This is a genomic window from Kribbella sp. C-35, from assembly GCF_046549195.1.
Lineage (GTDB): Bacteria > Actinomycetota > Actinomycetes > Propionibacteriales > Kribbellaceae > Kribbella.
The window spans coordinates 957,058-971,874 of sequence record NZ_JAJPWG010000001.1; the positions used below are offsets into that span (position 1 = coordinate 957,058).

17 protein-coding genes are annotated in these 14,817 nt (G+C 68.8%); 12 read left to right on the forward strand and 5 right to left on the reverse strand.

Going from position 1 to position 14,817, the window contains the following annotated elements:
* Positions 1-14 precede the first annotated feature (14 nt).
* Positions 15-1,205 (reverse strand): MFS transporter, encoded by a 1,191-nt coding sequence (locus tag ACLJOO_RS04930; RefSeq protein WP_410785616.1) that lies wholly within the window; start codon positions 1,203-1,205, stop codon positions 15-17.
* 89 nt (positions 1,206-1,294) lie between these two features.
* Here ACLJOO_RS04930 and ACLJOO_RS04935 point away from each other — a divergent pair, with 89 nt between their 5' ends.
* From ACLJOO_RS04935 to tuf, 4 genes are all read left to right on the forward strand, one after another.
* Complete coding sequence (locus ACLJOO_RS04935; protein ID WP_410785617.1) at positions 1,295-1,606, forward strand: ArsR/SmtB family transcription factor; 312 nt, start codon at positions 1,295-1,297, stop codon at positions 1,604-1,606.
* Between the two features lie 56 nt (positions 1,607-1,662).
* Positions 1,663-3,909: a PQQ-binding-like beta-propeller repeat protein gene (locus ACLJOO_RS04940; RefSeq protein ID WP_410785618.1), complete on the forward strand. Its 2,247-nt coding sequence runs from the start codon at positions 1,663-1,665 to the stop codon at positions 3,907-3,909.
* A gap of 205 nt (positions 3,910-4,114) precedes the next feature.
* Positions 4,115-6,496 carry a hypothetical protein gene (locus ACLJOO_RS04945; protein ID WP_410785619.1) on the forward strand — a complete coding sequence of 794 codons (2,382 nt, stop codon included), beginning with the start codon at positions 4,115-4,117 and terminating at the stop codon, positions 6,494-6,496.
* Between the two features lie 281 nt (positions 6,497-6,777).
* Entirely contained in the window at positions 6,778-7,965 is a 1,188-nt protein-coding gene (tuf, locus tag ACLJOO_RS04950) for an elongation factor Tu (RefSeq protein WP_410785620.1), read from the forward strand.
* 19 nt (positions 7,966-7,984) lie between these two features.
* Here the strand turns inward: tuf and ACLJOO_RS04955 are convergent, their stop codons facing one another.
* Positions 7,985-8,251 carry a DUF4031 domain-containing protein gene (locus ACLJOO_RS04955; RefSeq protein ID WP_410785621.1) on the reverse strand — a complete coding sequence of 89 codons (267 nt, stop codon included), beginning with the start codon at positions 8,249-8,251 and terminating at the stop codon, positions 7,985-7,987.
* A complete protein-coding gene (locus ACLJOO_RS04960) occupies positions 8,248-8,952 on the reverse strand; it encodes a copper homeostasis protein CutC (RefSeq protein WP_410785622.1) in 705 nt (234 codons plus the stop codon). Before ACLJOO_RS04960 ends, ACLJOO_RS04955 begins: the two co-directional genes overlap by 4 nt.
* Before the next feature lie 100 nt (positions 8,953-9,052).
* On the opposite strand from ACLJOO_RS04960, the gene ACLJOO_RS04965 reads away from it, so the two are divergent.
* From ACLJOO_RS04965 to ACLJOO_RS04990, 6 genes are all read left to right on the forward strand, one after another.
* The gene (locus ACLJOO_RS04965) at positions 9,053-10,090 is read left to right on the forward strand and encodes a LacI family DNA-binding transcriptional regulator (protein ID WP_410785623.1); all 1,038 of its coding nucleotides are present in this window, start codon (positions 9,053-9,055) and stop codon (positions 10,088-10,090) included.
* A 75-nt stretch (positions 10,091-10,165) separates the two neighbouring features.
* Positions 10,166-10,378, forward strand: coding sequence for a hypothetical protein (locus ACLJOO_RS04970; protein WP_410785624.1), 213 nt, complete (start codon positions 10,166-10,168; stop codon positions 10,376-10,378).
* 108 nt (positions 10,379-10,486) lie between these two features.
* Entirely contained in the window at positions 10,487-10,831 is a 345-nt protein-coding gene (locus ACLJOO_RS04975; RefSeq protein WP_410785625.1) for a hypothetical protein, read from the forward strand.
* A gap of 58 nt (positions 10,832-10,889) precedes the next feature.
* Complete coding sequence (locus tag ACLJOO_RS04980; protein WP_410785626.1) at positions 10,890-11,255, forward strand: hypothetical protein; 366 nt, start codon at positions 10,890-10,892, stop codon at positions 11,253-11,255.
* Complete coding sequence (locus ACLJOO_RS04985; protein WP_410785627.1) at positions 11,252-11,683, forward strand: hypothetical protein; 432 nt, start codon at positions 11,252-11,254, stop codon at positions 11,681-11,683. The genes ACLJOO_RS04980 and ACLJOO_RS04985 overlap by 4 nt, the downstream gene beginning before the upstream one ends.
* A complete protein-coding gene (locus ACLJOO_RS04990; RefSeq protein WP_410785628.1) occupies positions 11,680-13,185 on the forward strand; it encodes a multicopper oxidase family protein in 1,506 nt (501 codons plus the stop codon). The genes ACLJOO_RS04985 and ACLJOO_RS04990 overlap by 4 nt, the downstream gene beginning before the upstream one ends.
* A gap of 4 nt (positions 13,186-13,189) precedes the next feature.
* On the opposite strand, the gene ACLJOO_RS04995 is transcribed toward ACLJOO_RS04990, so the two are convergent.
* Both ACLJOO_RS04995 and ACLJOO_RS05000 read right to left on the reverse strand, forming a co-directional pair.
* Positions 13,190-13,672, reverse strand: coding sequence for a Clp protease N-terminal domain-containing protein (locus ACLJOO_RS04995; RefSeq protein ID WP_410785629.1), 483 nt, complete (start codon positions 13,670-13,672; stop codon positions 13,190-13,192).
* Positions 13,672-13,896, reverse strand: a complete 225-nt coding sequence (locus ACLJOO_RS05000; RefSeq protein WP_131465942.1) for a hypothetical protein — start codon at positions 13,894-13,896, stop codon at positions 13,672-13,674. The genes ACLJOO_RS04995 and ACLJOO_RS05000 overlap by 1 nt, the downstream gene beginning before the upstream one ends.
* Positions 13,897-14,019: 123 nt before the next feature.
* On the opposite strand from ACLJOO_RS05000, the gene ACLJOO_RS05005 reads away from it, so the two are divergent.
* Positions 14,020-14,349 (forward strand): ArsR/SmtB family transcription factor, encoded by a 330-nt coding sequence (locus tag ACLJOO_RS05005; protein WP_131286199.1) that lies wholly within the window; start codon positions 14,020-14,022, stop codon positions 14,347-14,349.
* On the forward strand, positions 14,346-14,816 hold the full coding sequence (locus ACLJOO_RS05010; protein WP_410785630.1) for an SRPBCC domain-containing protein: 471 nt from the start codon (positions 14,346-14,348) through the stop codon (positions 14,814-14,816). Before ACLJOO_RS05005 ends, ACLJOO_RS05010 begins: the two co-directional genes overlap by 4 nt.
* The last annotated feature ends 1 nt before the right edge of the window (position 14,817 follow it).

Sequence of the window (14,817 nt, forward strand, 5' to 3'; positions counted from 1 at the left end):
ATTGCGGGTCCTCCTCAGTCGGCGGTTGCTGTGAGGTAGATGTCCTCGTCCCGCTCGAGCTCCTCTACCCGCTGCAGGGAGGAGTCCCGCCAGAGCGCGTAGAGCAAGCCCAGCACGACCAGCGACAGTGCGGAGGCCAGCACGGGGAGGTAGCCGACGCCGAGTGTCTGGATGACTAGTCCGCCGACCACAGCGGACAGTCCGGCGCCCAGGTAGATCGCAGAGGCGTTGAGGGAGATGAGCAGTCCGCCGCCGAGCTCGAGCAGCAGGTTCTGGATCGGTGGGTTGAAGGCCCAGGTCAGCATGCCCCACACCACCAGAGCGGCTCCGGCACCGACCTCTGTCGTCAGTGTCAGGTCCAGCGTGGCGAGGACAGCGGTGATGCCGGTCATCAGGACGACCAGGGTGCGGAGGCTCCCGAACCGGTCGGTGATCCGGCCGCCGAGGAAGTTGCCGATGACCGCGCCCACGCCGTACAGGAGCAGGAGGAGACCGGTGACGCTGCCGGTCAGGCCGGCGGTGTGCTTGAGCAGCGGGACGATGTAGATGTACACGCTGAACGCGGCGAGCACCGCAAGGACTGTCATCGCCAGGATGATCTGGACGCGGCGGTCTGCCACACCGGCGAACCGCTCGCGCAGGCTGACCACAGGAGGTGCGTCGACCTTCGGGAGCGCGGCACGCTCCACAATGGCGACCAGTACGGCGACAGCGGTGATGAGAGCGAACACGCCCTTGTAGCCGAGCGTCGGGCCCAGCAGCGTGCCTGCGGGTACGCCGAGCACCAGTGCGAACGTGAGACCGCCGAACACAATGGCCACTGCTCTACCGCGTTCCTCGGGTGGCATCAGGCTGGTCGCGAACAGTGTGGCGGCCGGTGTGTAGACGGCGGCCCCGAATGCGGCCACGACGCGGCCGACGATCAGGATCGGGTAGTTGACGGCCAGCGCGGCGATCAGGTTGCCGAGCGCGGCCAGCACCAGTGCGGCGATCAGGAGGGTACGGCGCTCCCACCGGCCGGTCAGCGTGGACAGGATCGGCGCACCGATCGCGTACGACAGCGAGAACGCGGTGGCGAGTTGGCCGGCTGCGGTCAGCGAGACGTGCAGCTCGGAGCTGACGTCGGGCAGGACACCGGACACGACGTACGCGCTGGTGCCGACCGCGAACGCACCGGCGCCGAGCAGGTAGATCCGTGCGGACATCGAGGACCTTCCGGTCGAGGTTTCATTAATTCGATCGTCATCGTACTACGATCATCGTCGAACTTCGACCGACGTCGTACTATGGACACATGGCCAGCAAAGTCCTCCCGCAGCCGGAGCGGGACGAGATCCGCGTCGAGGCGGTTCTCCAGGCGCTGGGCGAGCCGGTCCGGCTGACGATCGTCCGCGCGCTCGCCGACAACCCGGCCGGCGTCTGCTGCGGCGAGATCGAGCTGCCGGTGACGGCGTCCACGCGCGCCCACCACCTCAAGACCCTGCGCGAAGCGGGCGTCCTGTCCACCCACACCGACGGCACCCGCCGGATCAGCATGCTGCGCCGCGACGACCTCGAGGCCCTCTACCCGGGTCTGCTCACGGGCATTCTGTCGGCCAAGCAGTAACCAACCGCAAGGTTGCGGGTGGGTGGTTGTAGAAGTGCGGCTGGCAGACTGAAGCGGTGGAGCTCCGGGCGCGGTGGGACGACCTGGTGCCCGGGTCTGCCTCGCTCGCGGACGAGCTGGTCGCGCGGTACGTCGAACGCACCCGGCGCGCGTACCGCGACCACTACCTGGGCATCGTCCTGACCGCGCTGGACTCGCTCATCCAGCTCTCCACGGACCCCACCAGTGTCCGGCTCGCCGCGTGGTTCCACCGCGCCGTCCACGAGCCCGGCGGCACCCCGTCCGAGGACGCCGAGGCGTCGGCCCGGCTCGCCGAGCGCCTCCTCCCGCAGTACGGCGTACCGCCGATCCGCATCGCCGAGGTCGCCCGGCTGATCCGCCTCACCGGTGACCTCGCGACGCCGCCTCCGGACGCCTACGCCCCACCTCGCCGCGACGCGAACGGCGACGTACTGCTGGATGCGGTCAACGCCATCCTCGCCTCCGACCCCAGCCGGTACGTCGTCCACACAGCCGAGGTACGACGCGACGCCGGCGACCGCAAGGCCGCGCTCGAGAGCCGGTACGACGAAGTCCGCGAGCTGCTCGACGGACACCTCTACCGCACGCAGCTGGCGCGGCAACGCCTCAGCCCGGTCGCCCGGGTCAATCTGGAGGCAGAGCTCGCCGGACTGGACAGTGAGCTCCCAGCCCCGTGGCGCGGTTGGCAACAAGCCACTCTGACCGCCACCGCTACTTTCACTGCCATCGCAGCCGCGGTGGTAGCGATCGCCGCATCCGGTGCGTCCTGGCAGACGCCAGCAGCACAGGACGAGGCTGGCTGGCCGACCGTGGCACTGGCCGTCCTCTCCTTCTTCAGCGCACCAGTCCTCTTCCGTTGCGCTCGCAGCGCCAGCCAGCGCGCCCGCCTCATCGCAGGCGCAGTACTGGCGATTGCAGTGACCGGACTGCTCATCGCCTGGGCCCAAGCGCCGCGAACGAACGTGGCTGTCGGCATAGGCCTCCGCGTCCCGTTGCTGATCTCCGCACTGGTCCTGCTGCTACTTGCTGGAGCATCAGCCCTCGTAGCCTCACTCCTGCGCACGCGGACGGCCCGCTTCCTCCCAGCACGCAACCTCGGTCAGCAACTGGCCTGGCTCGCCGTACCGGGAGCAGTCGCCCTCATCCTGCTGCTGATCGTCCAGCCCTTGTCCCGCGGCTACGTGCTCAGCTCCAACGAGCGGGTCGAGGGAACGCCTCGCGACGCCGGCAAGGCCAGCCCGTCGGTCCTCGACGGCCGCGTCGCATGGGTCAGCGATTCCGTCGCGGGCACTGGTGCAGAAGAAGCGATCGGCACCAGGTACGGCGTGGCGGTGCCCCGCCCGAGCGGTGTGGTCGAGATGCTCGATGCGGCCACTGGTGCGCTGCGGTGGCGCTACAGCCGCTCCGACTCCGACGAGAAGCCCGTGATCGCGGCCACCGGCAATGGCGACTACGTACTCGCACAGTTCGCCGACGTCGGCTACCTCCTGCTCGACGCGAACACAGGACGCCGCAAGGCCGCGTGGTCCGGTCGCACGCGGGACCGCTTCATCCTGCAGACTCAACCCCTCCTGACTGGCGAACGCTCCGGCAAGCTGCACGGTGTGGATCCGGACGGTCACGAGCGCTGGACCTACGACTCCGGCGACTGCACCGAGCTCGGCGCCATCGCCACCGCCGAGACCGTGCTCACCTTCGTGAGCCACACCTGCGACGACCGTCCGGACGAGATGACCGCACTGGACGTCCAGTCGGGCAAGAAGCTGTGGACCAGGACCTCAACCGACACCTACCGCCGCCCGGTGGTCGTGGCCGGTCTGGTGGTCGTGGCCGAGCCCGGCGGCGACTCCGACGTACCTGCCGCGCTGACCGCGATCGAACCGCGCACCGGCGACATCCGCTGGCGCTGGGACGTGCCGAAGGCCTGGGCCTGCCGCACGCTGCTGAACGCGGCCGGGAAGTACCTGATCGTCGTCGACTGCCCGGGGCCGAGTACCCAGGAGAACCGGCGGACCGTCGTCACTGCGATCGACGCGAACACCGGCCTGACCGCCTGGCAGACCCTGGCGCCGGTGAGCCCGCGGACCAAGGTCACCGTGACTGCGGACGGCCGGGTCATCTCGCTGGGCCGTGGCGTGAGCGGGTGCGTCGCGAACGTGGTCAGCCGGGCCGGATTCCGGCAGGTCAGGCTGCCCACCGGCATCTCCTGCAGCCGTGACCCGCGGGCCGTCGGCAACCTGATCCTCATGTCCGGACCGAACACCGTCATCGCCCTGCGCTAGTAACTCCGCGTAGCCGACCTCGGATGCAGGTCCCCAAGTCCACGCCGGAGTGTGACGTACGCCGCAATTCCAGGGGTGAGATTCGTTGCGAAACGCCCCTGTCGGAGCGGTCAGGTGACGAGCCGATATCGCTTTGGCCACGGACCGATCCGGGAACCCCGGATCGGTCGGCCGAGGCTCCCTACCGGTGCCAGACTCCTTAGCCATGGACCTGCGCGACCGGTGGAATCGCCTGCTGCCGCACGCGCAGCCGTTGGGCGACGACCTGCTGGCTCGTTACGCAGAGCAACATCGCCACTATCACGACCAGCAGCACCTGACCGAGGTCCTGCAGACCGTCGACGAACTGGCCGAGTACGCCGACGACCCGGACACCGTCCGGCTGGCGGCCTGGTTCCACGACGCGATCTACGACCCGCAGGCTGACCCCGGCGAGAACGAGGAAGTCTCGGCTCAACTGGCCGAGCTCGAGCTGGCGGCGTACGGCGTCGAGACCGAGCGAGTCGAGGAGATCGGGCGCCTGGTCCGGCTGACCGCGAAGCACGATTGTGCCGAGGACGACCGCAACGGCGCGGTGCTCTGCGACGCCGACCTGCGGATCCTGAGCCTGCCGGCAGCGCGGTACGACGAGTACGCGGCCGGGATCCGGCAGGAGTACGCGCACGTCGCGGACCGGGATTTCGCCCGCGGCCGGATGTCGTTCCTGCAGAGCCTGAGCGAGACGCGGTTGTACGCGACCCCCCGTGGCCATGACGAGTGGGAGCGACCGGCCAGGGAGAACCTGACCCGGGAGGTCGGTTCGCTGGGCCCTAAGGCGGCCCGGCCGATCGGCGGGCTGGTCCCGGTCATCTACTTCGGCGCTGCACTCGGTGCTGTCGTCGCCTCCTCGGTTCTGCTGGGCCGCGGCCTCGGGGCGGCGGCCAAGTGGCCTGCCGACCCGTCCGACATCGGCGGCTTCCCGGTCTGGGCCCCGATCGCCGGTACCGCTGTCGCTGCGGCACTGACCTGTGCGTGGTTCCGGCGATCCCAGCAGCGCCTGGTGGCAGTCCCGGCGATCGTCTTCGCCGCAGTCGGCCTGATTGCGATCGGCGTCTGCTGGTGGCGCTGGCCGGTCGCTCAGCCCGGTGCGGCCATGTCGGAGCGCTGGCCGTACCTACTCCTCGCTTCCGTGGCACTCGTCCTGGCCGGAGCGTTGCTGGCGCTGGCACGACGGCTGCGGCTCGCACCGCCGTACGCACAAGCTCCTCCGCGCTGGCTGGGGGTCGGTGCGACCGCTGCGTGCGGTGCGCTGCTGGCGTGGGTCGTGGTGTCGGCTGGTGAGCCTTTCGTACAGGCCCGGCTGGAGACCGCCAACACGGTCAGCACGACCACGACGGCCCAGCCGACGCAGCTGCCGGTCCAGCTCGACGGAACGCTGGCCTGGAGCCGTGAGGTGCCGGCGACCGGCGCCATCACCGGTACGGCGGGTGGAGTCGCGGAACTGCGCTCGGACGGCGTGGTCATGTCCGACGCGGCCACGGGGCAGATCCGGTGGCGCTACGCGCGGGCCGACGTACAGGACGCCGCCTCCAGTGGCGCCAAGGGACTCGTGGTGTCCGCGGACGGGCGGACCATCGTCGCGCATCTCCCCCGCTCGGAGTACCGCGAACCCGCGGGCATCAAGCTCCCGACGTACGCCGTACTCAACGCCGTGAGCGGAGAGGTGCTGACCGAGGTCGACACCGACGGGACGGCGCTGGCCGTCGACTCGAACCAGCTGCTCGTGGCTGAAGGCAACTACGTGGTCGCGCACGGCGTGAGCAGCCCGACGCACTGGCGCGCGCAGGTGCGCTGCAACGTGACGCAGGGCGAGCTGGTCGGTGACCAGGCGGTCGTCGTGGACGCCTGTGCCGGGAACGGCGCCGTAGTACGCGGTCTGGACATCAAGACCGGGGCCCAGCGGTGGGAAGTCGACCTGGGTGCGCGGATCGACCTGAGCGCGGAGCTGGACCCGTCGACGTGGGTCGGCGAGCTGGTCGCCGTACCGGACACCCGTGAGGTCTCCGGGCTGATCTGGACGGCCGCTGCGGGCGGCACGCTCTACCAGTGGTCCGTGGACATCAGCGAAGGCCACGTGATGTGGACAACCCCCGTGCCGGGGACACCACGCCCACGGCTCGGGTCGACGTCCTGCGACGCACAGCTGGCCGCCACGCACGCGTCACTGGTGCTGATCACGTGCCGGACCGGAAACGACCCCGGACAGCCCCAGACGTACGACGTGTCTTCGTCGAACCCTGCTGACGGGACACCGCAGTGGCATCACCTGCTGCAGGTGCCGCCGCGGTTGCAGCAACCGGAGTACCCGCGGAACGGGTTCGGACTGCTGCCGGACGGACGCGTGGTCACGCTGATGCCGCAGCCGAACGGCAGCTGCTCTCCCGTGATGATCGGCACCACCGGCATCCAGTCGCGACCGATCCTGCCCAGCCCGAACACGCAGTCGGTCGCCAAGTCCGAAGAAGTCACCTGCAACAAGCCGGCCGTCACCGTGGCCGCCGCCCGCCCGATCTTCTCCGACGGCACCAGGCTCTTCGCACTCAACTGACCCCCGGGAATTTCTGTTGCTCCCGGCAGCGTTGACACCTACCGTGATCCGCATGTTCCGCGTGGTTTTCGAGTTCGACCTGTCAGGCACCGGCCTGACGGGCGCTCCCACGTGGGCACTGTCAGTCGATTCAGCCACTCGAAGCTGACCCTCCTCCTGCTGAGCAGGACCCGCGGAGGAGGGTGGCTCGAACCGGCCCCCTCCACGCGGTGACAGCGCTGTGAGGGCTTGCCGGAGGGTCCTGGCTCATACCGAATCTTCTGACAGGCAAAGGAATTCTCATGGCCAAGAGCCAGTTCGTGCGGACCAAGCCGCACCTCAACATCGGGACGATGGGTCACGTCGACCACGGCAAGACCACGCTGACCGCCGCGATCACCAAGGTGCTCGCGGAGCGCGACCCGAGTGTGAACCGCTTCGTCGCCTTCGACGGCATCGACCGTGCGCCGGAGGAGATGCAGCGCGGGATCACGATCAACATCTCGCACGTCGAGTACGAGACCGCGACCCGGCACTACGCGCACGTGGACATGCCCGGGCACGCCGACTACGTGAAGAACATGATCACCGGCGCCGCCCAGGTGGACGCCGCGATCCTGGTCGTCTCCGCCCAGGACGGCGCCATGCCGCAGACGCGGGAGCACGTGCTGCTCGCGCGCCGGGTGGGCGTGCCGTACCTGGTGGTCGCACTGAACAAGGCGGACACCGTCGACGACCCGGAGCTGCTCGACCTGGTCGAGCTGGAGGTCCGTGAGCTCCTGGCGGAGTACGGCTTCCCCGGCGACGACGTACCGGTCGTTCGCGTGTCCGGACTGAAGGCGCTGGAAGGGGACCCGCAGTGGACCGCCGCGATCGGTGAGCTGCTGGACGCGGTCGACAACTACGTGCCGGTGCCGGACCGTGAGCTGGGCGAGCCGTTCCTGATGCCGATCGAGAACGTGCTCACCATCAGCGGCCGCGGCACAGTGGTCACGGGTGCGGTCGAGCGCGGTTCGCTGAAGCTCGGCGACGCGGTCGAGGTCGTAGGTCTCGGCCCGACGGTCACCAGCACGGCGATCGGCATGGAGACGTTCGGCAAGTCGCTGGAGTCCGCGGACGCGGGCGACAACGCGGCGGTGCTGCTGCGTGGCGTGAAGCGCGACGAGGTCCGTCGCGGCCAGGTGGTGGCGTTGCCGGGCAGTGTGCAGCCGCACCGGAAGTTCCGGGCGAACCTGCACGCGCTGTCCACGGCCGAGGGCGGCCGGCACACGCCGTTCGCCGCGGACTACCGGCCGCAGTTCTACTTCCGGACCACGGACGTGTCCGGCGGGATCGACCTCGGTGAGATCGCCCTGGTGATGCCCGGCGACACGATCGAGCTCGGAGTGGAGCTGGAGAAGCCGATCGCGATGGACGTCGGCCTCGGCTTCGCCGTCCGCGAAGGCGGCCACACGGTCGCCGCCGGCACAGTGACCGAACTGCTCGACTGAACAAGAACGGCCCTCGACCTCAACCGGTCGGGGGCCGTTTTCGGTTCCGTAGACCCGCGGCGATCAGCCGCTGCACGAGCTCGCGGCTGGTGACCGGTACGGCGCCGGCGGCAATCAGGTCGTCGTAGCGGTCGCTGGGTACGTCGTAGTGGTCGCGGTCGAAGCCGCGGGCCGGAATGCCGGCTGCCTTCGCGAACGCGTGGAGCTCCTCGTAGGACTCGTCACTGACCAGGTGCGACCAGACCCGGTTCCAGGCCGGCCAGGCGGGCGGATCGATCAGGATCATTCGCGAGCGTCCTGGGCGTCGAGCAGGTTGCGCCAGGACCGGACGAAACGGGAGTTCACGTACGCCTTCGTCCACGAGCCGTCCTGGCGGACCGATGTACCGACATGGAAACGGCGTACGCCGCTCTGGAACAGCCACGGCACGTGCTCGGGCTGCAGACCGCCGCCTGCCATCATCACACCGGCAACAGCAGAGTCCTCGCGAGCCAGCTTGCACAGGTCGTCCAGACCATGGCTGACACCAATAGACGAGCCAGCCGTCAGTACGCAGTCCAGCCCGGGCAGGGTGCGCAGGGCACGCCAGGCAGCTTGCTGGTCGAGTACGGCGTCAATAGCGCGGTGGAACGTCCACGGCGTACCGGCGAACGTGCTGACCAGTGCGGACACCGACTCGACGTCGACCTGGTTGTCCGGGGTCAGGAACCCGAGCACGAAGCCGTCCGCACCTGCGGACAGGAACGACTGCGCTGTCGCGGTCAGCCGGTTCAGGTCGGCGCCGTTCGCGGTGAACGAGTTCTCCAGCCGCAGCATCACCCGCAACGGCAGATCGGTGACCCGCCGGATCGCACTGACGGTCGACACCGACGGGCACAACCCGTCCGCCTCCATCGAGGCGCACAGCTCCAGCCGGTCCGCCCCGCCCTCCTGTGCCGCCTCCGCATCCGCCGGATGCAGCGCGATGATCTCCAGCAACGAACCCATGGGCGCCATCATCTCCCATATTCCTGTTGCACTCCCGCAAGCTCTTCTGTATCGTTTTTCTAGAACGATTTAGAAGAACGATACAGATGAGGTGATCAAGATGGCGGGCGTGACGCTGAAGACCGTGGCGAAGGCCGTGGGCGTGTCGCCGTCGACCGTCTCGAACGCCTACAACAAGCCCGACCAGCTCTCGGCCGCGCTGCGTGAGCGGATCCTGGCCACCGCCCAGGAGCTCGGGTACGCCGGACCGGACGCCTCGGCGCGCGCCCTGCGCAGCGGGAAGGCCGGCGCGGTCGGGGTGCTGTTCACGGACAAGCTGGCCTACGCCTTCTCGGACCCGTACGCGGTCGGCTTCCTGGCCGGGCTCGCGGAGATCGCCGAGGAGTTCGCGACCAGTCTGCTGCTGATGCCGCTCAGTTCGACGGACATCGTCGGCGGAAGCACCGCCGTACAGCAGGCCGCGATCGACGCGGCGGCGATCTTCTGCGTGCCGGGCGGTCATCCGGCGCTCGACATCCTCGCCAACCGCGGGATCCCCGCGGTGTCGACCGATCGGGGCGATCACCCGGACCTGTCCTGGGTCGCGATCGACGAGGTCGAGGCGGCCGCGCAACTGGGCGAGCACCTGGCCCGGCTCGGTCACCGCGAGGTCGTCGTACTGGTCGACAACGCGCAGGCAGCCGGCGGCCGGCCGGTGGAGCTGACGCTCGACGAGGTCGGGTACACCGACTGCGAGCTGCGGATCCAGGGCCTGCAGAAGGCGATGCCGGACGCGCGGCTGCGGATCGTCTCCGGCGGCCACAACGCGATCGCCTCCGGGCTGCGGGGCGCGGAGTACGTGCTCGACTCGCAGCACCGGCCGACGGCGATCGTCGGGCTGAGCGACGTCCAGGCGCTCGGCGCACTGGAGGCGATGAAGGTCCGGGGGCTGACCCCGGGTCGCGATCTGACCCTGGCCGGATTCGACGACATTCCGGCCGCCGCGGCGGCCGGGCTGACGACGGTCCGCCAGCCGATCAAGGACAAGGGACGCGCGGTCGGCCGCATCCTGCTCGACCCGGCCACGACCGAACGCCAGCTGCTGATGCCGACGCAGCTGATCGTCCGCTCCAGCAGCGGACCGGCACCCAAGCACTGACAACTCCACACCCACTCCCCAGGGACCACTCGGTTCCCGGGTCGATCAACCACGCTCTCAGGAGGGAGCAGAACCATGACGTACTTCATTGCCGGCAACACCGCCGTAGAGAACGCCCGTAGCCTCACCCAGTCGGCGCTCCCGAACGCTCCCCAGCAGCCGTACGACGAGCCCGCACCGCGGCGCACGTTCGCGGTCCGCGTCCGGATCGGCGCCGCACTGCGGGCCGCCGCCGAACGCGAGGTCCGCCTCGCCAACCGCATCGACCCCACCTGCTCCGTCAGTTGACCGACTTTGAGCACCCACCAACCAAATCCGCGACGGAAATCTGGTTGGTGGGGGCTCAAAGAGCTCGCCGCGTGGATTTGTCGGAAGGGTCTGGCACTCTGAAGGGCGATGAACGAGCCAGGGGTGTTGCTGACCGCGCGGGCGATGGTGCTTCATGACCTCGCCGCGCGCGGCTTCGATGACGCGGTGATGGTGTCCTTGCTGGAGGACGCCGTCGCCGGTCGTCAGTGGTGGCTGGACCAGTGGCCGGACGGCGCCGAACACATCGCCGGCCTGGTCGCGCAGGACGTCCAGGACCGCCTGGTCGACTCCGGGGTCCGCTGGCCGCGCTGCACCGCCTGCGACGACCTGCACGACCACGAGCTCCGCATCGAGCCGGAGCTCGGCCCTGACCCGCAGTGGGTCTGCGAACGCGCCGGCATCTCCGTCGCACCCCTGGGGCGCCTCACCTGACCCCTCCGGGTAATACCTGATTGCCCTACATGTAGCCAGACTACTATTGTCTGTCTACATGAAGGTCCTGAACGTGCTTCGGGCGACCGCCGGAGTCCATGCGCTGGCGATCTGCGTGCAGCCCGTCGTGGCGGGGGTCTACTTGGACGGCTCCCCCTCCGGTCTGCGGATGCACGAGCCGATCGGGTTGGCCCTGGCCTTCCTCGGACTCGCGCAGTTGCTGCTGGCAACGGTCTGGTGGCGGACCGGCGGACGCTGGACCGCACCCGCGGCGAGTCTGCTGATCCTCGCGGGCGAGGTCGTCCAGATCGCCATGGGTTACAGCCGCCAACTGGCGATCCACGTCCCGCTGGGCATCGCGTTGGTCGCTGCCACGGTCGCCTTCGCGTTCTGGGTCAACAAGCGACAGGTGGTCGCCGCATGATCACCCTCGAACCGCAACCGACGGCCAAGGTACGTCGGCCGCGCGTCAGCCTGCACGTCCTGCGGATCACGCTGGTTCTGCACGCCGCGTTCGTGATCGCACAGCCGATCGCGGCGGGCTACTTCCTGTCCGGCAACGTCGACGCGATGACCAACGTGCACAGCACGGTCGGCGGCACCATCTGGATGTTCGCGCTCCTCCAGACCGTCGCGGCCGCCTGCTACACGCTCGTAGGCCGCGGCCGGATCTGGCCGATGCTGGTATCCCCGCTCCTGGTCGTCGCGGAGTTCGTCCAACTCACCTTCGGTTACCTGCAGAACTTCGCCGTACACATCCCGCTCGGGACCGCGATCGTCGGCACCGTCTGCTGGATGACGGTCTGGTCGTTCCGTCGCACCGCACGCCTGAACCGCCGGGAGGCGAAATGATGAGGCTGTCCCGCCGGGGACTTCTCGCGGCCACGGGTGGCGCCCTGGTGCTCACCGCCTGCGGCCAGGAGGCCAAGCCGGCACAGGCCGGAGAACTCCTGCGCAGCAAGGCGAAACTGCCCACACCCTTCCAGGTCCCGCTACCGATCCCTCCGGTCAAGAAGCCGACCCGCTCCGACGCGAAAGCAGACTACTTCCAGGTCGTCCAGCGCAAAGCTCCTGTAGAGATCCTCCCCGGCCTGAAGACCGAGGTGATGGGGTACGACGGCCTGCTGCCCGGCCCCACCTTCGACGTGCGCAGCGGACGCACCACCGTGGTCGAGCAGGTCAACGAGCTCGACGTGTCGACCGTGGTCCACCTGCACGGCGGCCACACCCCCGCACCGAGTGACGGCTGGCCGCTCGACCTCATCATGCCCGCTAACGGTCAGCACGCCGGCCACCATATGTCCGGCGGCGACATGGCGATGGGCAAGCGCACCTACACGTACCCGAACACGCAGCGCGCCGCCACTCTCTGGTACCACGACCACACCATGGACTACACGGCGCCGCAGGTCTATCGCGGACTGTTCGGCCTGCACATCATCCGGGACGACGAGGAGGAGAATCTCCCGCTGCCGAAGGGCGATCGGGAGATCCCGCTGGTGATCGCGGACCGTGCGTTCGACGCGGACGGGTCGTTCTTGTACCCCGCCGCGAAGGACGGTCCCGGCGTCGAGTCGGCGTACATGGAAGGTGTCGTTGCCGACGTCACGCTGGTCAACGGCGCACCGTGGCCGGTTCACGAGGTGGACGCGGTCCGGTACCGCTTCCGCATTCTCAACGCCAGCAACGCCCGCCGGTACGAGCTTGCCTTCGACAAGGGCCCGGCGAAGTTCGTGCAGATCGGCAGTGACGGCGGACTGCTCGACAAGCCGGTCGAGCACAAGACGTTGGTGATCGCGCCGGCCGAGCGGTTCGACGTGATCGTGGACTTCTCGCAGTACCAGCCCGGCGACGAGGTCACCGTCGTCAACAAGCTCGACAACAACGCCAACATCATGCGTTTCAAGGTCGCTCGCAAGGCCGTCGACGAGAGCAGGATCCCGGCCAAGCTCTCGTCGTACGCCGTGGTGCCCCGGCCGACCGGTGTCGTACGGCGGGAGTGGCGCTTCCGCCGAGGTGGCGGTCACTCGGGGTGGACGATCAACGGGAAGGCGTTCGATCCCGCGGTGATGCAGGCGCAGGTGAAGCTGGACCAGTACGAGATCTGGTCGTTCGTCACCGACGTACATCACCCGGTGCACGTCCACCTCGCGCCGTTCCAGGTCCTCACCCGGGGCGGGAGCAGCAAGCTGTCGGCGTACGACCACGGCTGGAAGGACACCGTCGACATCCGCCCCGCCGAGGTCGTCGAGGTCCTCGTCAAGTTCACCGCCCACAAGGGCAAGTACCTGATCCACTGCCACAACCTCGAACACGAGGACATGGCCATGATGGCGGCCTTCGAAACGATCTAGATAGTCAGCGGATGCCTTGGGCCAGGGCTTCGGCGGCCTTGGCGTGCAGGGCTGCGCGGTCGACGCCGGCTGCTTGGAGGGTGCGGGCGACACGGCCGCGGTCGGCGCCGAGGAGACCCACCAGGATCCGCACGGAGCCGAACCGGGCCATCTTCGGCGGGGCATCCATCGCGCGGCGGAGCATCAGCTTGGTCGACTCGCCGATCTGCGGGTCGCGGTCCCGGTCCGGCGTTGCCTCCGGCAACAGTCCCATCCGGACGGCGATACCGGCGACGGCCAGGCTCTGCTCCCACTCGCGGTCCAGCGCGGCCCGGATCGCATCCTCGGTCAGGCCGGCGTCGGCCAGCAACCGCGCGGCCGGCGAGCCCTCGAGGGCGGCGACGGCGAGCAGCACGTGCTCGGCCTCGATCGTCCGGGAACCGTCCCGGCGAGCCTCGGCGCGCGCCGCGCGCACCAGGATCGCGCGCACGTCCTTGTGGTCCGACATCAGCGCCTCCTCAGGGCGACCCCGGCGGCGACGAGCCGCCGGGCATGTTTCTTGTGGACGGCCTGCCGAGTGACCCCCAGCACCTCGGCCACCTCGGACCAGCTCCAGCCGGCCCGCATCGCCCGCTCCACCTGGCTGTCCTCCAGCCGATCGGCCAGCCGGCGCAGCGCCACCACCGCGGCCAGGCCGGCCGCAGGGTCCTCGGGATCCACCAACTCGGTCATTCAAGCAACTTAGGTTGACAATCTCGCGTTGTCAACCTTGGTTGCTTAAATCACGGGTTGACGACCTCGACCAACCCTGCTTATAGTCAACCTATCGGTTGATCAAGGGAATGGTTGATAAAGATGATGGTTGACGATGGTCAGCTCGACCGGTCGTTCGCGGCACTGGCCGACCCGGTCCGGCGAGCGATGATCGCGCGGCTGTCCCGCGGCCCGGCCACCGTCAACGAACTGGCCGATCCGTTCCCGATCACCAAGCAGGCGGTGTCGCGGCACATCCAGGTGCTCGAGGCCGCCGGGCTGATCACCCGGACCCGGGACGGCCAGCGCCGCCCGTGCCACCTGGTGCCGGCCGCCCTCGAAGCACTGACGAGCTGGATCGACGAGTACCGGCTCGAAACCGAACGCCGCTTCCGACGGATGGAAGCACTACTGAAGGAGCAGGAATCATGAGCGGCACCACCATCAACACCCCGGCCGGCACCCCGTTCGTCGAGGTGACCCGTGAGTTCTCCGCGACGCCGGCGCAGCTGTTCCGGATCATGACCGAGCGCGACCTGGTTGCCGAGTGGCTCGGCCCGCGCGAGCTCGACGCGACCATCGAGGAGTACGACGTACGCACCGGCGGCAAGTACCGCTACGTGCACCGCGACGAGTCCGGTGAGTACGCGTTCCGCGGTGTCTTCCACAGCGTGGAGCAGGACAAGCAGATCATCCAGACCTTCGAGTGGGAGGGCGCGCCGGGCGAGGTGTGCATCGAGAAGATGACCCTCGAGCCGACCGCGCAGGGCGTCCGCCTGCACCAGCAGTCGGTGTTCCCCTCCGTCGAGGCCCGCGACCAGTCGATCGAGTACGGCATGGAGAGCGGCATCAACGACTCGATGGACCGCCTGGCCGAGCTGCTCGCCAAGGAGAGCTGAC